At 51.8% G+C, this 19,016-nt stretch carries 16 protein-coding genes; 4 read left to right on the forward strand and 12 right to left on the reverse strand.

Annotated features, from left to right (window positions below; all coding sequences use genetic code 11):
- The first annotated feature begins 296 nt into the window (after nt 1–296).
- The 3 genes from PMPD1_RS22820 to PMPD1_RS20610 are packed head-to-tail and all read left to right on the forward strand — an operon-like array spanning nt 297 to nt 1,155.
- Complete coding sequence (locus PMPD1_RS22820; protein WP_354292707.1) at nt 297–545, forward strand: type VI secretion system tube protein Hcp; 249 nt, start codon at nt 297–299, stop codon at nt 543–545.
- Entirely contained in the window at nt 514–786 is a 273-nt protein-coding gene (locus PMPD1_RS22825) for a type VI secretion system tube protein Hcp (protein ID WP_354292709.1), read from the forward strand. Before PMPD1_RS22820 ends, PMPD1_RS22825 begins: the two co-directional genes overlap by 32 nt.
- A 45-nt stretch (nt 787–831) precedes the next feature.
- Nucleotides 832–1,155, forward strand: a complete 324-nt coding sequence (locus PMPD1_RS20610) for a hypothetical protein (protein WP_173635804.1) — start codon at nt 832–834, stop codon at nt 1,153–1,155.
- On the opposite strand, the gene PMPD1_RS20615 is transcribed toward PMPD1_RS20610, so the two are convergent.
- Nucleotides 1,152–1,955, reverse strand: coding sequence for a DUF4225 domain-containing protein (locus PMPD1_RS20615; RefSeq protein ID WP_173635805.1), 804 nt, complete (start codon nt 1,953–1,955; stop codon nt 1,152–1,154). The genes PMPD1_RS20610 and PMPD1_RS20615 overlap by 4 nt on opposite strands.
- Nucleotides 1,956–2,225: 270 nt before the next feature.
- Nucleotides 2,226–3,710, reverse strand: coding sequence for an aminotransferase-like domain-containing protein (locus PMPD1_RS20620; protein WP_173635806.1), 1,485 nt, complete (start codon nt 3,708–3,710; stop codon nt 2,226–2,228).
- A 174-nt stretch (nt 3,711–3,884) separates the two neighbouring features.
- Here PMPD1_RS20620 and PMPD1_RS20625 point away from each other — a divergent pair, with 174 nt between their 5' ends.
- Complete coding sequence (locus PMPD1_RS20625) at nt 3,885–4,076, forward strand: DUF1127 domain-containing protein (RefSeq protein WP_173635807.1); 192 nt, start codon at nt 3,885–3,887, stop codon at nt 4,074–4,076.
- Between the two features lie 45 nt (nt 4,077–4,121).
- Here the strand turns inward: PMPD1_RS20625 and PMPD1_RS20630 are convergent, their stop codons facing one another.
- The 10 genes from PMPD1_RS20630 to tuf form a co-directional block, all read right to left on the reverse strand.
- Complete coding sequence (locus PMPD1_RS20630) at nt 4,122–5,186, reverse strand: DUF1176 domain-containing protein (protein ID WP_173635808.1); 1,065 nt, start codon at nt 5,184–5,186, stop codon at nt 4,122–4,124.
- An 86-nt stretch (nt 5,187–5,272) separates the two neighbouring features.
- Nucleotides 5,273–9,496 carry a DNA-directed RNA polymerase subunit beta' gene (rpoC, locus tag PMPD1_RS20635; RefSeq protein WP_173635809.1) on the reverse strand — a complete coding sequence of 1,408 codons (4,224 nt, stop codon included), beginning with the start codon at nt 9,494–9,496 and terminating at the stop codon, nt 5,273–5,275.
- Nucleotides 9,497–9,573: 77 nt separating this feature from the next.
- On the reverse strand, nt 9,574–13,602 hold the full coding sequence (rpoB, locus tag PMPD1_RS20640) for a DNA-directed RNA polymerase subunit beta (protein ID WP_173635810.1): 4,029 nt from the start codon (nt 13,600–13,602) through the stop codon (nt 9,574–9,576).
- 324 nt (nt 13,603–13,926) lie between these two features.
- On the reverse strand, nt 13,927–14,295 hold the full coding sequence (gene rplL, locus PMPD1_RS20645) for a 50S ribosomal protein L7/L12 (RefSeq protein ID WP_173635811.1): 369 nt from the start codon (nt 14,293–14,295) through the stop codon (nt 13,927–13,929).
- Between the two features lie 65 nt (nt 14,296–14,360).
- Entirely contained in the window at nt 14,361–14,858 is a 498-nt protein-coding gene (gene rplJ, locus PMPD1_RS20650; RefSeq protein WP_012772934.1) for a 50S ribosomal protein L10, read from the reverse strand.
- A gap of 297 nt (nt 14,859–15,155) precedes the next feature.
- The gene (gene rplA, locus PMPD1_RS20655; RefSeq protein WP_173635812.1) at nt 15,156–15,860 is read right to left on the reverse strand and encodes a 50S ribosomal protein L1; all 705 of its coding nucleotides are present in this window, start codon (nt 15,858–15,860) and stop codon (nt 15,156–15,158) included.
- 3 nt (nt 15,861–15,863) lie between these two features.
- Nucleotides 15,864–16,292 (reverse strand): 50S ribosomal protein L11, encoded by a 429-nt coding sequence (rplK, locus tag PMPD1_RS20660; protein ID WP_024524934.1) that lies wholly within the window; start codon nt 16,290–16,292, stop codon nt 15,864–15,866.
- A gap of 159 nt (nt 16,293–16,451) precedes the next feature.
- Nucleotides 16,452–16,997, reverse strand: a complete 546-nt coding sequence (gene nusG / locus PMPD1_RS20665; protein ID WP_004154985.1) for a transcription termination/antitermination protein NusG — start codon at nt 16,995–16,997, stop codon at nt 16,452–16,454.
- Between the two features lies 1 nt (nt 16,998).
- On the reverse strand, nt 16,999–17,382 hold the full coding sequence (gene secE / locus PMPD1_RS20670; protein ID WP_173635813.1) for a preprotein translocase subunit SecE: 384 nt from the start codon (nt 17,380–17,382) through the stop codon (nt 16,999–17,001).
- A 350-nt stretch (nt 17,383–17,732) separates the two neighbouring features.
- A complete protein-coding gene (gene tuf / locus PMPD1_RS20675) occupies nt 17,733–18,917 on the reverse strand; it encodes an elongation factor Tu (RefSeq protein WP_173635814.1) in 1,185 nt (394 codons plus the stop codon).
- Nucleotides 18,918–19,016: the final 99 nt, after the last annotated feature.

Raw genomic sequence — 19,016 nt, forward strand, 5'->3', positions numbered from 1 at the left:
AACACGCTTCGCAGCCACTGCCAGCGGCGCTGGTGTGATAGCGCGAGCGGATTATAGTAACGCCTGTCAGGTCATTCCGGCCTGGCCAGGGCCGGTTTTTATCCCTTCGCACCGGCCCTGCTTTCAACCGTTTGTGCCGGGTCACGGTGCCGGTTAGTATCGGCGTCCTTTTCAGTAACAACTGGATCCTTTATGCGCTGACGCACATCAATAAGCCATACTGAACATTTATTCTTGCACCGGAGCATTAGTCGGGTAACATTTACGGGGCGACCATATAAATAGCAGGGAAGAAAATGAATAACGTTTTTCTGAAGATGGCTGGTGTGACTGGCGAATCAAAGGATGCCGCCCATGAGGGATGGACAGATGCCGTAACCTATACTTGGGGCAGCCGGCGCGATGATAATGGTTCGGGACCCGGGAAAACATCGTTTACTAACCTTGTCGTTCACTGCCGGGTTGATAAAGCCACTCCGGGTGCGCTGCTATATTCCGCCAACGGGAACAAAATTGCTATATTCCGCCAACGGGAACAAAATTAAGAAGGTAGAAATTTCTGCCTGCAAAGCGGGCGGAAGTCAGCAGGAATATTATCGTATCACGCTGGAGAACGTTATCATCATGGAGGTAACCCTGCGGGAAAGTAGCCCGGAGACTGAGGTTGCCTATGAATTCCAGGCAGACCGGGTTAAGTTCCAGTACTGGGAACAGTCTGAAACCGGCGGTAAAGGTGCTGAAACCCGAATGGGCTGGGATATCAAAAATTCCACGTCCTATTTTTAAGTCTGCTGAACATTCTTACAGGCAGCACCTGGTGCTGAGAACGTCATGGCAATAAAAGAAGAAGCTCTACTGCAGTCAGGTTTTAGCGCGAAAGATATTCGGGTAATACGAAATAACGTCGAAAGTTATGGTGGAAGCCTGGATGAAGCCATACAGGATTTGGCCAGACGTTTTTTACTTCTTGTATGCGTTGTAACTGGTTGTCTGGCTGTGTTCCTTGTCCTCGCTGTATTCAGTAGTACTGATCATGTTATATCAGGTGGTGTAGCCCTGCTCGCCGGTGTGGTCATCGCGCTGTATTCACAACCACCTTTGCTTTCATATAAATCCTGGCGATATCGCCGGGCTTCCAGACGCACAGGCAATTAATCAGGGCTAGCCTCTTCTGACAGGTCAAAAATGACTTTAGCCTTTATGCCCCATGTTATAATTTTCATTGTTAGTTTCGGGCGGCTCATGGTGTCAACTTTTCTGTAATAATCTTTAGGAAGCCAGCGAAATAATCTCCATGCCGCGGGTTTCCTTGCCAAGCCAAAAATACTCCAGACACTGGCTCCGAGAGTCACTGTCTTATAAAACGCAAGACCCTGGTTTGAAGTGAACCCCATAAACTTAGCGAGTTCGATCGTTCCGTCAGCAAATACGCCTTCTGAAGTCGACTGGTCACCAAGCCGAAGATGGTCAACTTCTTTAGATATGCCATTAAGCCCGTCGATAAAAAGAGTGGCTCCTGCAAGAACACCAACTGGCGTCATGCTTGACATCATTGCGATACCACCAAACGCTGCGACGCCCGATATCACAATATGTACGGCTGATATTACATAGCCGACAATTTTGTTATTTTCACGAACCAGCTCCACTTTTGCCATAAGTTGTGCCGTACGCATCCGAAGTAACCGCTCCTGGTCCTGAAGGTTATCGTTTTCTTCTCTTAATTTTCTTATGCACAACAGACATTCTTCGTCCGTTTTTGCTCGCCTGGCGTTCGCAAACTGCTGATCGATTAAATCCTTAATCTCACGCATAAAACCCATGCGAGTTAAACCGTCCTGCAGATGTGCAGAAGCGACTTTATTAGCGGTATTTACCAGTTTCCTAGCCTCAAGGTTAACCATTGTTTCAGACCAAGCTTGGTTTCTGCCGCCTGACAAAAGAAAAGTGTCCATTCCGTTTCCTTAATAATTAACGTTTCGTTAGTCTTACGCATGAATGAAAAAAATACAACAGGAGGCGAGCGTCGTGAGCTAAGGCAGAGTTGGTGCTCAGGCAGGCGAAAGTCACGTTAGAGACGTTCTGATACCTGGTATTTATTTCGATAAATGCGCGCGAAAGTGAGGAACACGTTTCGCAGCCGCTGCCGATGGCGCTGGTGTGATAGCGCGAGCGGATTATAGTAACGCCTGTCAGGTCATTCCGGCCTGGCCAGGGCCGGTTTTTTAACCCTTCGCACCGGCCCTGCTTTCAACCGCTTGTGCCGTGCCTGGCTCAGCGGCGGGTAGCAGTGAGCAGCGCTCCATGGCACTTTCAATCGCGGCGGCAATGGTCGCCAGCGCCTGCTCCGTGCGTGGGTTAAAAGGCATGGCGTAGCTAAGCCGTAAACAGTTACGGTATTTACCCGATGCCGAAAACAGAGAACCGACCGCCACCTGAATATTGGATGCATGTAGTTCACGATTAAGCCGGACGGTATCAAACGCTTCGGGTAGCTCGATCCATATTAAAAAGCCGCCGCATGGGCGCGTTACACAGATGCCGCAGGGAAAATAGTGGCGAACGTGGCAGCTAAAATTGTCATAGTTACGCTGATATTGCTGACGCATACGGCGCAGGTGCGGCTGGTAATAGCCCTGACGTATAAATTCGGCTACCGCCGCCTGTGTCTGCATCGCGCTGGAGCCGGTAACGATGTACTTCATATGGATCACACGATCGAAATAACGCCCCGGCGCCACCCAGCCCACGCGTAATCCCGGCGCTAAGGTTTTTGAAAATGAGCTACAAAGCAGTACCCGGCCATCAACGTCGAGCGACTTGATGGTTATCGGGCGCGGATAATCGTAGGCCAATTCTCCGTACACATCGTCTTCAATAATTGCGGCGTCAAAGCGCTCTGCCAACGTCAGCAACGCACGTTTTCGCGCATCGGGCATGACGAAGCCAAGCGGATTATTGCAATTAGGGACCACTACGATGCCTTTGATCGGCCACTGTTCAAACGCCAGTTCCAACGCCTCAAGACTGATGCCGGTAACAGAATCGGTCGGAATTTCGATCACTCTGATGCCAAAGCCGCGCAATATCTGCATGGTACCGTGAAAAGTGGGCGATTCTACTGCAACGATGTCACCCGGCTGGCATACCGCGCGAATCGCAACCGAGAGCGCTTCATGGCAGCCGGTGGTAATGACAACCTCATCGGCGGAGAGCCGACATCCGCTATCAATCGCTAGCCGCGCAACCTGCTCACGAAGGGGCGGATAGCCGTAAATATTGTCGTAATTAAGTAGGGCGAGATCTTGTTTCTGCCCAATGCGGCTGATGATTTTCCAGAGCGGCTTAAGCGTCGGAGAGGAGACATCCGGCGTGCCGCTGCCAAGTTGGAGATTATCGCGATCAAGACGCCCGTTGATCAGTTCCAGTACCGATTCCCACTGGGTGATTTCGACCGGACGTTGTGCCGGGCGCGTAATCGCTGGCATCGGCGGCGCAGCTTTACGCGGTGTCACAAAGTAACCGGAGCGCGGCTGCGGCGTAATCAACTGTTTCTCCTCCAGCAAGTGGTATGCCTGCTGGACGGTACTAATGCTGACACAGTGTTCTTCGCTCAGCGCTCGCACGGAAGGTAGCCTCTCGCCACTCTGATAAAGGCCCTGCTCAATGCGCTGCGCCAGCAGCGTCGCCAAACGTTGATAGCGAGTCATCGTATTTCACCGCCTACAGGAAAGTAAGGATAACCAGTACAGATTGCTCCTTTTTTTACCATTCAGATACCCGAAAACGCAATCTGTATGTTAATAAAAAGTAATTATTGCATCTGTATTGCCCGTCAATTCCATTCGACAATAGCCCTCAGAAACCCAAATGAGGAGGCCAAGATGGAGTTTTACGAAAATCGTTCAGGCAAGCCGTTTAAAGCATCACCGTTTGTTTTGATGTATCGGCTTCCTTACCGTTTATGGAAAGCATGGCGGCTGCGGACCAAAACCCGCAAGATATTGTCGCAGTTAAGCGCGGAGCAATTGAGAGACATCGGGCTAGATTGTGAGGATTTACGGCGCTACAAATAAAGCAGCTGTCGCGCCGTATACACCAGGGAAGGTTTTCTCTGCCAATTATTCGGGCGTCGCCCAGATTGACGGCCAGTCGCCCGGCTCGCCGCCATCGCAACTCGGCTGGCTGTTATAGCTAATTAAATGAAACGTTTTTCCATCATAGCGCCAACCCGCGCTTTCTCCGCAATCGGCAATACCCCGGCCGCGCGCGGCATGGAACAGTTCGCCGGTTTTCGGATCGTAACTGACTTCAGTAAACCAACTAACGTTATCTGGCTTATCCTGCCCTTCCACCAGCGGCAGCGGTAACGTAAGGAGTTTTGCCGTCTGCGGCGCGGCGCGCGGTGTAATAAACACCAGGCTGGATGATTGATAAGCACCTTGGACACAGTTAATCATGACTAGCGCATTTTTATCATCCAGCGGCTGTGCTTCGTTATGTTGGGTATCGTTATTATCCGCACTTTCGCACTCCTCTTGCTTAAGCATCGTTTGTTGTGACTGAAGTACCGCATCAATCAATGCCTGTGGCGAGCTGAGCGCTACTATCGCCGGTGGATGAATCGACGGTATTGTCGTAAGACGCGGCGGGACGCTATCTGGTTCATCATTACCCACTTTAAATAATGCAGTCTGATTATTGATTCGCCCCTGACGATCATCGACAAACAGCAACGCGGCATTTAGGCCGCTTAATGAACTGGCGACATCCTGATCGGCGGTTAACGTCATGGTCATGGCGTTTTTCGCCGCCTGCAGCAACGCCTGTATTTCCGACAGTTTTTCGCTATGGGCGTTGGCAAAATCGTTATTATCATCGGCATCGGAAAGTGTAATGTCGGAATGCCAGGGTTTGCCATCCAGCCAGATTCCCTCGGCTTTTGGGGCATCGAAACTCATAATATCCAGCGAGACAGCGCCATTTGCGCCAGCCTGATGCTTAATAACTACCCGCATGTTTTCATCAACATTACGGATATCACAATCATTGAGGTTGTTACAGGTGACTTGCCAATCCTTGAAAAGCTTTTGCACCGGTTGATTCAGCTGTGGCTCAGCCGCCAGCACGGGCGCCGTTACACCTAGCGCGCCTGCCGCCAGAAAAGCCAGCACGTTCCTTAACATGGCTTTATTCCTTTATTTAATGACCTGGCGATCACTATAAAAAAACCCTGCCAAAGCAGGGTTTTTATTTCACGATACGCTAACGATTACTCGTCGTCGCTACCACCGAGACCGGCATTCAGCAACTCCGCCAGGCTGGCAGAAGCTTCATCTGCGGTCACCTGCGGTGCAACCGGTACTTCACCGGCTTGACGACGGCGCATACGATCCTGGTGATACGCGTAACCGGTACCCGCCGGAATCAGGCGGCCAACGATAACGTTCTCTTTCAGGCCACGCAGTTCGTCACGTTTACCCGCAACGGCTGCTTCGGTCAGGACACGCGTAGTCTCCTGGAACGAGGCCGCAGAGATAAACGACTCGGTCGCCAACGAGGCTTTGGTAATACCCAGCAAGTCACGCACATAGGTCGCTGCGATTTTGCCGCCGTTCTCCAGATCGCGGTTCGCGATTTTAACGCGAGAGACTTCAACCTGCTCGCCATCCAGGAACTCGGAACTACCCGCGCTAACGATGGTGCCTTTACGCAGCATCTGACGAACGATAACTTCAATGTGTTTATCGTTAATCTTAACGCCTTGCAGACGGTAAACATCCTGCACTTCGTTGGTGATGTAACGCGTTACCGCATGGACGCCACGCAGACGCAGAATGTCATGCGGGGATTCCGGACCATCAGAAACCACGTCACCACGTTCTACACGCTCACCTTCGAACACGTTAAGCTGACGCCATTTTGGAATCATCTCTTCGTACGGATCGCTGCCATCCACCGGCGTGATCACCAGGCGACGTTTACCTTTGGTCTCTTTACCGAAGGAGATGATACCGCTGATTTCAGCCAGAATCGCAGGCTCTTTCGGACGACGCGCTTCGAACAGGTCAGCAACGCGTGGCAGACCACCGGTAATATCCTTGGTACCGCCAGATTCCTGCGGAACACGAGCCAGGGTGTCACCCGAGCTGATCTTCACGCCATCTTCCAACTGAACAATCGCTTTGCCCGGCAGGAAGTACTGCGCTGGCATATCGGTGCCCGGAATCAGAACGTCTTCGCCTTGCGCATCAACGATTTTCAGCGCCGGACGCAGATCTTTACCGCCCGCAGTACGTTCCGCCGTGTCCAGAACTACGATAGAGGACAAACCCGTCAGTTCGTCGGTCTGGCGCGTAATCGTCTGGCCGTCAATCATATCGGTAAAGCGAACAAAACCGTTCACCTCGGTGATAACCGGCATGGTATGCGGATCCCAGTTCGCCACGGTTTCGCCCGCGTTGACCTGCTCACCGTCACCTTTCGCCATGATCGCACCATAAGGAACTTTATAGCTCTCTTTAGTACGACCAAATTCGTCGATCATTTTCAGTTCAACGTTACGCGAAGTGATCACCAGCTTACCGGCCGAGTTAGTTACCGACTTGGCATTGGTCAGCTTGATGGTGCCTTTGTTTTTCACCTGGATGCTAGATTCAGCAGCCGCACGCGATGCCGCACCACCGATGTGGAAGGTACGCATGGTAAGCTGAGTACCCGGCTCACCGATGGACTGTGCTGCGATAACCCCGATGGCCTCACCTTTGTTGATGATGTGACCACGCGCCAAATCGCGACCGTAGCAGTGAGCACACACACCGAAGTCAGTTTCACAACTTACGACGGAGCGCACTTTCACGCTATCAACCGAGTTCTCTTCCAGCAGATCACACCAGTGCTCGTGCAGCAGGGTGTTACGCGGAACCAGAATATCGGCAGTACCGGGTTTCAGCACATCTTCAGCCGTCACACGGCCCAGTACGCGCTCACGCAGCGGCTCTTTAACATCGCCACCTTCGATAACCGGCGTCATCAGGATACCCTCATGGGTACCACAATCGTCTTCGGTTACCACCAGATCCTGCGCCACGTCAACCAAACGACGAGTCAGATAACCGGAGTTTGCGGTTTTCAACGCGGTATCCGCCAAACCTTTACGCGCACCGTGCGTTGAGATGAAGTACTGAAGTACGTTCAAACCTTCGCGGAAGTTCGCGGTGATTGGCGTCTCGATGATCGAGCCATCCGGCTTCGCCATCAGACCACGCATCCCGGCCAACTGACGAATCTGTGCCGCAGAACCACGCGCACCGGAGTCGGCCATCATAAAGATGCTGTTGAAGGAAACCTGACGCTCCTCTACACCGTCGCGGTTAATCACGCTTTCGGTTGAGAGGTTTTCCATCATCGCTTTTGCAACGCGCTCGTTCGCCGCTGCCCAAATATCGATAACTTTGTTGTAGCGTTCGCCAGCGGTTACCAGACCGGATTGGAACTGTTCCTGAATTTCAGCAACTTCCGCTTCCGCTTCGGTAATGATTTCCACTTTCTTCGCCGGGATGACCATGTCATCAATACCGACTGACGCACCTGAACGGGCTGCGTAGGCAAAACCGGTGTACATCGTCTGGTCAGCGAAGATAACCGTCGGCTTCAGCCCCAGAATGCGGTAACAGGTGTTCAGCATTTTGGAGATCGCTTTTTTACCCAGCGCCTGGTTGACGATGGAGTAAGGCAGACCTTTCGGCACGATCATCCACAAAATCGCACGACCAACGGTAGTATCGATCAGGCTGGTTTTGGCAACGAACTCGCCTTGCTCATCCTGCTCATACTCGGTAATACGCACTTTGACGCGTGAATGCAGTTCGGCCAGCCCAGCGCGGTAAATACGCTCAGCTTCTTTCGGGCCGGTCAACACCATGCCTTCGCCTTTACCGTTCACTTTGTCGCGGGTCATATAGTACAGACCCAAAACAACGTCCTGAGACGGAACGATGATTGGCTCGCCGTTCGCCGGAGACAGAATGTTGTTGGTCGACATCATCAGCGCACGCGCTTCCAACTGGGCTTCCAGCGTCAGCGGTACGTGAACAGCCATCTGGTCACCATCGAAGTCGGCGTTATAAGCCGCACACACCAGCGGGTGAAGCTGAATGGCTTTACCTTCGATCAGAACCGGTTCAAACGCCTGGATACCAAGACGGTGCAGGGTTGGCGCACGGTTCAGCAGCACCGGGTGTTCGCGGATAACTTCGTCGAGAATATCCCAAACGACAGCTTCTTCACGCTCAACCATTTTCTTGGCCGCTTTAATGGTGGTAGCGAGACCACGCAGTTCCAGCTTGCCGTAGATGAACGGTTTGAACAGTTCCAGCGCCATTTTCTTCGGCAGACCGCACTGATGCAGACGCAGGTATGGACCAACGGTAATCACGGAACGACCAGAGTAGTCCACGCGTTTACCCAGCAGGTTCTGACGGAAACGACCCTGCTTACCTTTGATCATGTCAGCCAGCGATTTCAGCGGACGCTTATTCGAGCCAGTGATGGCGCGACCGCGACGGCCGTTATCCAGCAATGCATCAACCGCTTCCTGCAACATACGTTTTTCGTTACGTACGATAATATCCGGCGCAGCCAGATCCAGCAGACGTTTCAGACGGTTGTTACGGTTGATCACACGGCGATACAGATCGTTCAGATCTGATGTCGCGAAACGACCACCGTCCAGCGGAACCAGCGGACGCAGGTCCGGCGGCAACACTGGCAGCACGGTCAGGATCATCCACTCTGGCTTGTTACCAGACTGTACGAATGCTTCCAACAGCTTGATACGCTTGGTCAGCTTCTTACGTTTGGTTTCGGAATTGGTTTCGTTCAGCTCTTCACGTAGCTGCTCGCACTCTTGCTCCAGGTCCATGTTTTTCAACAGCGCCTGAATAGCTTCCGCCCCCATCTTGGCATCAAACTCATCGCCAAACTCTTCCAGCGCATCCAGATACTGCTCTTCAGTCAGGATCTGACGCTTTTCGAGATTGGTCATACCGCCTTCGACAACCACATAAGATTCGAAGTACAGTACACGTTCGATATCGCGCAGCGGCATATCCAGCAGTAAACCGATGCGGGACGGCAGCGATTTCAGGAACCAGATATGGGCAGTTGGCGAAGCCAGCTCGATATGGCCCATGCGCTCACGGCGAACTTTGGTCTGCGTGACTTCAACGCCACACTTCTCACAAATCACACCGCGATGCTTTAAACGCTTGTACTTACCGCACAGGCATTCATAGTCTTTCACTGGCCCGAAAATACGTGCGCAGAACAAACCGTCACGCTCAGGTTTGAACGTACGGTAGTTAATGGTTTCCGGCTTTTTCACTTCACCGAAAGACCAGGAACGGATCATGTCTGGCGAGGCCAGCGCAATTTTGATCGCATCAAACTCTTCGGTTTTAGTTTGCGCTTTCAGAAACTTAAGTAAGTCTTTCACGGATTAGCTCCCGTCGGAGTGAGACTTCTCAGCACGCCCGCGAACGGACGTGCTGTAACCAGTACGAATTCGAGTGCTTACTCGTCTTCCAGCTCGATGTTGATACCTAGCGAACGGATCTCTTTCAACAGCACGTTGAAAGATTCCGGCATGCCCGGTTCCATCTGATGATTGCCGTCCACGATGTTCTTATACATCTTAGTACGGCCGTTCACGTCATCAGACTTAACGGTAAGCATTTCTTGCAGGGTATAAGCGGCGCCGTATGCTTCCAGCGCCCACACTTCCATCTCACCGAAGCGTTGGCCACCGAACTGAGCCTTACCACCCAGCGGCTGCTGAGTAACCAGGCTATAAGAGCCGGTAGAACGCGCATGCATCTTGTCATCCACTAAGTGGTTCAGTTTCAGCATGTACATGTAGCCAACGGTAACCGGACGCTCGAATTGCTCGCCGGTACGACCATCAAACAGCGTAATCTGGCCGGAGGTTGGCAGATCGCCAAGCTGCAGCAGTTCTTTGATTTCGCTCTCTTTGGCACCGTCGAACACCGGCGTGGCGATCGGCATACCTTTTTTCAGGTTCTCGGCCAGACGCAGCACTTCATCATCAGAGAAGGTGTTCAAATCCACTTTCTGACGAATGTCGGCACCCAAGTCGTAAGCACGCTGGATGAACTCACGCAGTTTGGCGACCTCTTCCTGCTTTTTCAGCATCGCGTTGATTTTCTCACCGATGCCTTTTGCCGCCATCCCCAAGTGGGTTTCCAGAATCTGACCAATGTTCATACGCGATGGTACGCCCAGCGGGTTCAGTACGATATCGACCGGCGTACCGTTCTCATCGTATGGCATATCTTCGATCGGGTTGATCTTGGAGATAACACCTTTGTTCCCGTGACGACCCGCCATTTTGTCACCCGGTTGGATCTGACGTTTAACCGCCAGGTAAACCTTAACGATTTTCAGCACGCCAGGTGCCAGATCATCGCCTTGAGTGATTTTGCGGCGCTTCGCTTCGAGTTTCTTCTCAAACTCGTGCTTCAGTTCGTCGTACTGCTCCGCCAACTGCTCCAGTTGGTTTTGCTTGTCTTCATCGGTCAAACCGAGTTCCAGCCAACGCTCACGCGGCAGCTTGTCCAGTTTTTCCGCTTCTACGCCGCCGGAAACCAGCACGTAGTTGATGCGGCTAAACAGACCGGCTTCAAGGATCTGCAATTCTTCAGACAGGTCTTTTTTCGCCTGCTTCAGTTGCATCTCTTCGATTTCCAGCGCACGTTTGTCTTTTTCCACGCCATCGCGGGTAAAGACCTGTACGTCGATAACCGTACCGGAAACACCGTTCGGTACGCGCAGAGAAGAGTCTTTAACGTCAGACGCTTTCTCACCGAAGATCGCACGCAGCAGCTTTTCTTCCGGCGTCAGTTGCGTTTCGCCTTTCGGCGTCACTTTACCGACCAGAATATCGCCGCCGGTCACTTCCGCACCGATATACACGATACCGGATTCATCCAGTTTAGAGAGCGCCGCTTCACCCACGTTCGGGATGTCAGCCGTGATCTCTTCCGGCCCCAGCTTGGTGTCACGCGACACACAGGCCAGTTCCTGAATATGGATGGTAGTAAAGCGATCTTCCTGCACCACACGTTCGGAGACCAAAATGGAGTCTTCGAAGTTGTAACCATTCCACGGCATGAACGCTACGCGCATGTTCTGGCCCAGCGCCAGCTCACCGAGATCGGTAGACGGGCCATCGGCCAACACATCGCCACGTTCAATCGGCTCGCCCAAAGAAACACACGGCATCTGGTTGATACAGGTGTTCTGGTTGGAACGGGTGTATTTGGTCAGGTTATAAATATCGATACCCGCTTCGCCCGGATACATTTCGTCTTCGTTAACTTTAATAACGATACGCGATGCATCAACGTACTGAACGGTACCACCACGTTTCGCTACGGCAGTTACACCGGAGTCAACCGCTACCGCGCGCTCCATACCGGTACCCACCAGCGGCTTATCAGCGCGCAGGGTCGGAACCGCCTGACGTTGCATGTTTGCACCCATCAATGCGCGGTTGGCGTCATCGTGTTCAAGGAACGGGATCAGCGACGCACCGACAGAAACCACCTGTTGGGTGGAAACGTCCATGTAGTCAACCTGATCGCGGCTGAACAAGCTGGATTCGCCTTTGCTGCGGCAAGTCACCAAATCATCAACGAAGTGACCTTCGTCATCGAGGTTGGTGTTCGCCTGAGCGATAACGTAGTTACCCTCTTCAATGGCAGAGAGGTAATGAATTTCATCGGTTACCACGCCGTCACGCACGCGACGATACGGAGTTTCCAGGAAACCATACTCGTTGGTCTGCGCATAGACTGACAAGGAGTTAATCAGACCGATGTTCGGACCTTCCGGCGTTTCGATCGGACATACGCGACCATAGTGCGTCGGGTGTACGTCACGAACTTCAAAGCCTGCGCGCTCACGGGTTAAACCGCCAGGGCCGAGTGCGGAGATACGACGTTTATGCGTAATCTCAGACAGCGGGTTGTTCTGGTCCATAAACTGGGACAACTGGCTGGAACCAAAGAACTCTTTCACTGCGGCAGAGATAGGCTTAGCGTTAATCATATCTTGCGGCATCAGGGTATCCAGATCGCCGAGAGACAAGCGCTCTTTCACCGCACGCTCAACGCGCACCAAGCCGACGCGGAATTGGTTTTCCGCCATTTCGCCCACGGAACGGATACGACGGTTGCCGAGGTGGTCAATATCATCCACTTCGCCTTTACCGTTACGAATATCGATGAGCTTCTTCATCACTTCAATGATGTCGTCTTTGCTCAGGATACCGGAACCTTCGATCTCGTCACGCAGCAGAGAACGGTTGAACTTCATGCGACCTACCGCTGACAAATCGTAACGGTCTTCGGAGAAGAACAAGTTCTCGAACAGATTTTCAGCCGCCTCACGCGTTGGCGGTTCGCCAGGACGCATCATGCGGTAGATTTCAACCAGCGCGCTTAAGCGATCGTTGGTTGGGTCAACACGCAGCGTCTCGGAGATATATGGGCCGTGATCGAGGTCGTTGGTGAACAGCGTTTCAATACGCTTATGCCCTGACTGGCTCAGCTTCGCCAGCAGATCCAGAGACAGTTCCATGTTCGCCGCAACAATCAGTTCGCCGGTGCTTTCGTCGATATAATCTTTCGCGACGACTTTACCTGCGATGTACTCCACCGGCACTTCGATATGGCCAATGTTGTCTTTTTCCAACTGACGGATATGACGTGCGGTGATACGACGACCTTTCTCAACGTAGACGTTACCGTTCGCTTCGATATCGAAGGACGCGGTTTCGCCACGCAGGCGCTCAGGCACCAGTTCCATCTGCAATTTGTTATCGCGGATTTCATACACTACTTTTTCGAAGAACAGGTCAAGGATCTGCTCAGAGGTGTAATGCAACGCGCGCAGAATGATACTGGCCGGCAGCTTACGACGACGGTCAATACGGACAAATAAGTTATCTTTCGGGTCAAACTCGAAATCAAGCCATGAGCCGCGGTAAGGGATGATGCGTGCGTTGTACAGCACTTTACCCGAAGAGTGGGTTTTACCCTTATCGCTGTCAAAGAAGACGCCAGGACTACGATGCAGCTGAGAAACGATAACCCTTTCCGTACCGTTAATGACGAAAGTACCGTTATCGGTCATGAGCGGAATTTCGCCCATGTAAACTTCTTGCTCTTTAATATCTTTGACGGTGCCTTCCGGCGCTTCACGCTCGTAGATCACCAGGCGCAGTTTCACGCGCAGCGGTGCAGAGAACGTCACGCCGCGAATCTGACACTCTTTCACGTCAAAGACGGGTTCGCCTAAGCGGTAGCTGACATATTGCAGCTCGGAGTTACCGCTGTAGCTCTGGATGGGGAAAACCGAACGGAATGCTGCTTCCAGCCCGTACTGGCCTTCCGGATCTTGCTCGATAAACTTCTGGAACGAGTCAAGCTGGATAGAAAGGAGATATGGAATGTCCAGAACTTGTGGACGTTTGCCAAAATCCTTACGAATGCGTTTTTTCTCGGTATAGGAGTAAACCATAGGGTTCCTCAGCTAGCTGACAAGTCGACCCATCTGTCCGTCCTGAAGGACAGTTCATGCAACACTATTTTGTTTGCCGGAAAATGCGAAACACTCTCCGCAATACGTCTTTCTATCACTCTTAAATCATTTCATTGCTCTTGTATGGGCAGGGAGCCCCACAGGAAAGCAGTATATTAAGTCGTCGATAGAAAAAGATATTGTGGACCATCAATGGACAAACAATGCGAAACCCCATTGAGGCCCTGTAGCGCAAAAAGGCTGGTGACCAAAAAGTCACCAGCCATCAGCCTAATAACTCAGGCTGCAACCTGGAAGGTTGGCTTATTTAACTTCAACTTCAGCGCCAGCTTCTTCCAGAGATTTTTTGAGAGCTTCAGCGTCATCTTTGCTGATGCCTTCTTTCAGAGCGGCCGGAGCGGATTCAACCAGGTCTTTAGCTTCTTTCAAGCCCAGACCAGTTGCGCTACGTACAGCTTTGATTACGGCAACTTTGTTCGCGCCAGCAGCTTTCAGGATGACGTCGAATTCAGTTTTCTCTTCAGCAGCTTCAGCAGCCGGGCCAGCAGCAACAGCTACAGCGGCAGCAGCAGAAACACCGAATTTTTCTTCCATAGCGGAAACCAGCTCAACAACGTCCATTACAGACATAGCTGCTACTGCTTCCAGAATTTGATCTTTAGTGATAGACATGACAATTGTTCCTAAGAATCAGAAAATAGTTTGTACGTTAAAGTGCGTAAGCAAAGAGGGGACGATTACGCCGCTTCTTTTGCATCGCGAACAGCAGCCAGAGTGCGAACCAGTTTGCCTGCAGCGGCTTCTTTCATGGTCGACATCAGACGTGCCAGTGCTTCTTCGTAAGTCGGCAGCGTTGCCAGACGGTCAATTTGTGCCGCCGGGATCAGCTCACCTTCAAAGGCCGCAGCTTTGACCTCAAATTTTGCATTCGCTTTCGCGAACTCTTTGAACAGACGAGCAGCAGCGCCCGGGTGTTCCATAGAGTATGCAATCAAGGTCGGACCAACAAACGTGTCTTTCAGGCACTCAAACTGAGTACCTTCAACGACGCGGCGCAGCAGGGTGTTACGAACAACACGCATGTAAACGCCAGCTTCACGACCTGCTTTACGCAGTTCGGTCATTTTATCTACGGTAACGCCACGAGAATCCGCAACAACCGCAGACAGCGCGCCTTTGGCTACTTCGCTGACTTCAGCAACAATCGCTTGTTTGTCTTGAAGATTTAATGCCATTAGCTTTTGCTCCTGGATTTTGGCCGGGGAAGGATTTCCCCGGAACTCACTTCACTTACTCGCCCGAGGGAAGGTAAGCGCTAAAACACGGTGAGCAGAATCCAGAAAAGAAAAAATTCTTTAGGCTCTGTCACCGTCTACGCAGGAAAAATTAAGTACCTTACGGTACACCTGCGGTCTTGGACGGAGGTCTGGATTAGGCCAGACTCCAACCGAAAATAGGTCTTCTGCTTTTTTAAGCAACAGAAGAACGGGCGTAAGATTCTAGTTGAAACTTACGCCCGTGTAAAGTGGCGATTAGTTCGCTACTGCGTTCAGACCAGCCTGGTCGATCGCAACGCCTGCACCCATAGTGGTAGACAGGCTCACTTTCTTGATGTAAACGCCTTTAGACTGAGACGGTTTCGCTTTTTTCAGCGCAACCAGCAGAGCTTCCAGGTTTTCTTTCAGTTTGTCAGAATCGAAATCAACCTTACCGATGGTGGTATGGATGATACCGTTCTTGTCGTTACGGTAGCGAACCTGACCTGCTTTCGCGTTTTTAACCGCTTCAGCAACGTTCGGAGTAACAGTACCGACTTTCGGGTTTGGCATCAGACCACGTGGGCCCAGAACCTGGCCCAACTGGCCAACAACGCGCATTGCATCAGGAGATGCGATAACCACGTCAAAGTTCATTTCGCCTTTTTTAATCTGCTCAGCCAGATCGTCCATACCTACCAGTTCAGCACCGGCAGCTTTCGCTGCTTCAGCATTGGCGCCCTGAGTAAATACGGCAACGCGTACGCTGCGGCCAGTACCGTGCGGCAGCACAGTCGCGCCACGCACGTTCTGATCGGATTTACGCGCGTCAATCCCTAAGTTTACGGATACGTCTACGCTTTCAACAAATTTTGCGGTCGCCAGTTCTTTCAGCAGAGCAACAGCTTCGTTGATGTCATACTGTTTAGTTGCATCAACTTTTTCACGGATCACGCGCATGCGCTTGGTCAGCTTAGCCATTTCTTAGTCCTCCACTACCAGGCCCATGGAACGAGCAGTACCTTCGATGGAGCGAGTCATCGCTTCAACATCAGCACCAGTCATGTCCGCAGCTTTGGTTTCTGCGATTTCACGTACCTGAGCACGGGTAACTTTACCTACTTTATCTTTGTTCGGCTTGCCGGAACCAGATTTGATACCTGCCGCTTTCTTCAGCAGAACGGCTGCCGGAGGCGTTTTGGTAACGAAGGTGAAAGAACGGTCAGAATAAACGGTAATAACAACCGGAATCGGCAGGCCTTTCTCAATGCTATCTGTTTTGGCGTTGAACGCTTTACAGAATTCCATGATGTTAACGCCTTGCTGACCCAGTGCCGGACCGACTGGCGGACTCGGGTTAGCCATACCAGCCGCAACCTGCAGCTTAACGTAGGCTTGTACTTTCTTAGCCATGATATTTCCTCTTTTGGGTATAACGCCTTAAACAAGGCTCCCCGTTGTTTAACTTAACGTTTTACGCGCCATTCAGGCACATAAAAACAAAAGGCGCGAAATTGTAGTGTAATTTCACGCCTTCCGCAACCCCTACCCTTCAACTACGCGGTGGGATAATTAGCCTTTCTCAACCTGGCCGAAATCCAATTCTACCGGGGTCGCACGCCCGAAAATAGAAACAGAAACTTTCAGGCGGCTTTTTTCGTAGTCCACTTCCTCAACCACACCGTTGAAATCGGCAAACGGGCCGTCATTAACACGCACCATTTCGCCTGGTTCAAACAGCGTTTTCGGACGCGGTTTATCGCCAACCTGTTGTAAGCGGTTCATGATCGCATCGACTTCTTTATCGCTAATCGGTGCCGGACGATCGGAAGTTCCGCCAATAAAACCCATGACGCGTGGTACGCTGCGCACTAAGTGCCAGCTCGCATCATTCATGACCATTTGAACTAACACATAGCCAGGGAAAAACTTGCGCTCGCTTTTGCGGCGCTGACCACCACGGATTTCAACCACTTCTTCGGTTGGCACCATGACTTCGCCAAACAGTTCTTCCATGTTATGTAACTTGATATGCTCACGCAGCGATTGTGCTACGCGGCCTTCAAAACCGGAAAACGCCTGAACGACGTACCAGCGCTTTTTTGGAGCTTCAGACATCTCAGAACCTCAGGCCAGTGATAAACGATACCAGACGGACCAGAATACCATCCAGCCCCCACAAAATCAGTGACATCACGGCGGTTACCGCGGCAACGATTAACGTGGTGTGCAACGTTTCCTGACGAGTCGGCCAAATGACTTTACGGACTTCAGTTCTTGCCTCACGAGCAAAAGCCACGGTCGCTTTTCCTTTGGTCGTCAGCAGCGCTATGCCACCTGCCGCCGCAATCACGATAACGACAGCCAGCGCACGAAGCGGCAATGTAACATCGCGATAATAGTAATTACCGACAATCGCCGCGATTAATAATACAGCAACTACCAGCCACTTTATCGCTTCCAGGCCGCGCCCGCTCCCTTGAGCTTCGGTATTAGCACTCATAAACCAACCTGCCACAATAAATCAGAAACTGTTTTGCCCCGCATAGCGAGACAACCGAACCGAATGATGCTGTTAGGCGTAACTCGGCATACCCCTTCATCTTTCAAACCACGGCGTTTAGCTACTTTCATTTATCTGGGCCACGTAACCGTCTACGTTCCCAACAATTTTTCCAGTAACCGCTGCGCTACGACCTGAAAATTTATTAGGTCTAACGCCGTGCTACAGAGCCTGTCTCAGCAATGATTATGATAGAAAATCACTGATGAGTCAGGTTCTATGTTACAGCGTGCAAAAAGGGCATCAAATGATGCCCTTTTCTTGTGCGGTGCGTCAAATGTTATCAGCGATTAAGCCATAACTTTAGCAACAACACCGGCACCAACGGTACGGCCACCTTCGCGGATTGCGAAACGCAGACCGTCGTCCATTGCGATCGGGTGAATCAGGGTAACAACCATTTTGATGTTGTCGCCCGGCATTACCATCTCTACGCCTTCCGGCAGTTCGATGGTGCCCGTCACGTCAGTAGTACGGAAGTAGAACTGCGGACGGTAGCCTTTGAAGAACGGGGTATGACGGCCGCCTTCTTCTTTGGACAGAATATAAACTTCTGATTCGAACTTGGTGTGCGGCTTGATTGAACCCGGCTTCGCCAGTACCTGACCACGTTCGATTTCTTCACGTTTGATACCACGCAGCAGAACACCAACGTTCTCACCCGCGCGGCCTTCGTCCAGCAGTTTGCGGAACATTTCAACGCCGGTACAGGTTGATTTCGCGGTGTCTTTGATGCCCACGATTTCAACTTCTTCACCCACTTTGATGATACCGCGCTCTACACGACCGGTAACAACGGTACCACGACCGGAGATGGAGAATACGTCTTCGATTGGCAGCAGGAACGGCTTGTCAATTGCACGCTCTGGTTCCGGGATGTAGTTATCCAGGTGACCGGCCAGTTCGATGATTTTCGCTTCCCACTCGGCGTCGCCTTCCAGCGCTTTCAGTGCTGAACCGTGAACGATCGGCGTGTCGTCGCCCGGGAAATCGTACTGGGTCAGCAGATCGCGAACTTCCATCTCAACCAGTTCCAGCAGCTCTTCGTCATCAACCATGTCACATTTGTTCAGGAACACGATGATGTAAGGAACGCCAACCTGACGACCCAGCAGGATGTGCTCACGGGTCTGCGGCATCGGGCCGTCAGTCGCAGCAACAACCAGGATCGCGCCGTCCATCTGCGCAGCACCGGTGATCATGTTTTTCACGTAGTCGGCGTGGCCCGGGCAGTCAACGTGTGCATAGTGACGAGTCGGGGTGTCGTACTCTACGTGAGAGGTGTTGATGGTGATACCACGTGCTTTTTCTTCCGGCGCGTTATCGATCTGATCGAATGCGCGCGCAGAACCGCCGTAGGTTTTCGCCAGAACGGTGGTGATAGCTGCGGTCAGGGTAGTTTTACCGTGGTCAACGTGGCCGATAGTACCGACGTTGACGTGCGGTTTTGAACGTTCAAATTTTTCTTTAGACATCGATTGTCCCTCTAAGACACGGATAAATCGGTGATATCACCACATCAACCAGGCGTCGCCTGAACTGTTGATTTTTTAACAGAATAAGAATCAGGGAGG

This window comes from Paramixta manurensis (assembly GCF_013285385.1).
Classification (GTDB): Bacteria; Pseudomonadota; Gammaproteobacteria; order Enterobacterales; family Enterobacteriaceae; genus Paramixta; species Paramixta manurensis.

Excerpts from the sequence above, each read along its gene's own strand:
- PMPD1_RS22820 (WP_354292707.1), top strand. The coding sequence starts at position 297 with ATGAATAACGTTTTTCTGAAGATGGCTGGTGTGACTGGCGAATCAAAG.
- PMPD1_RS20610 (WP_173635804.1), top strand. The coding sequence starts at position 832 with ATGGCAATAAAAGAAGAAGCTCTACTGCAGTCAGGTTTTAGCGCGAAA.
- PMPD1_RS20615 (WP_173635805.1), bottom strand. The coding sequence starts at position 1,955 with ATGGACACTTTTCTTTTGTCAGGCGGCAGAAACCAAGCTTGGTCTGAA.
- PMPD1_RS20620 (WP_173635806.1), bottom strand. The coding sequence starts at position 3,710 with ATGACTCGCTATCAACGTTTGGCGACGCTGCTGGCGCAGCGCATTGAG.
- PMPD1_RS20625 (WP_173635807.1), top strand. The coding sequence starts at position 3,885 with ATGGAGTTTTACGAAAATCGTTCAGGCAAGCCGTTTAAAGCATCACCG.
- PMPD1_RS20630 (WP_173635808.1), bottom strand. The coding sequence starts at position 5,186 with ATGTTAAGGAACGTGCTGGCTTTTCTGGCGGCAGGCGCGCTAGGTGTA.
- rpoB (WP_173635810.1), bottom strand. The coding sequence starts at position 13,602 with ATGGTTTACTCCTATACCGAGAAAAAACGCATTCGTAAGGATTTTGGC.
- rplL (WP_173635811.1), bottom strand. The coding sequence starts at position 14,295 with ATGTCTATCACTAAAGATCAAATTCTGGAAGCAGTAGCAGCTATGTCT.
- rplJ (WP_012772934.1), bottom strand. The coding sequence starts at position 14,858 with ATGGCATTAAATCTTCAAGACAAACAAGCGATTGTTGCTGAAGTCAGC.
- rplA (WP_173635812.1), bottom strand. The coding sequence starts at position 15,860 with ATGGCTAAGCTGACCAAGCGCATGCGCGTGATCCGTGAAAAAGTTGAT.
- rplK (WP_024524934.1), bottom strand. The coding sequence starts at position 16,292 with ATGGCTAAGAAAGTACAAGCCTACGTTAAGCTGCAGGTTGCGGCTGGT.
- nusG (WP_004154985.1), bottom strand. The coding sequence starts at position 16,997 with ATGTCTGAAGCTCCAAAAAAGCGCTGGTACGTCGTTCAGGCGTTTTCC.
- secE (WP_173635813.1), bottom strand. The coding sequence starts at position 17,382 with ATGAGTGCTAATACCGAAGCTCAAGGGAGCGGGCGCGGCCTGGAAGCG.
- tuf (WP_173635814.1), bottom strand. The coding sequence starts at position 18,917 with ATGTCTAAAGAAAAATTTGAACGTTCAAAACCGCACGTCAACGTCGGT.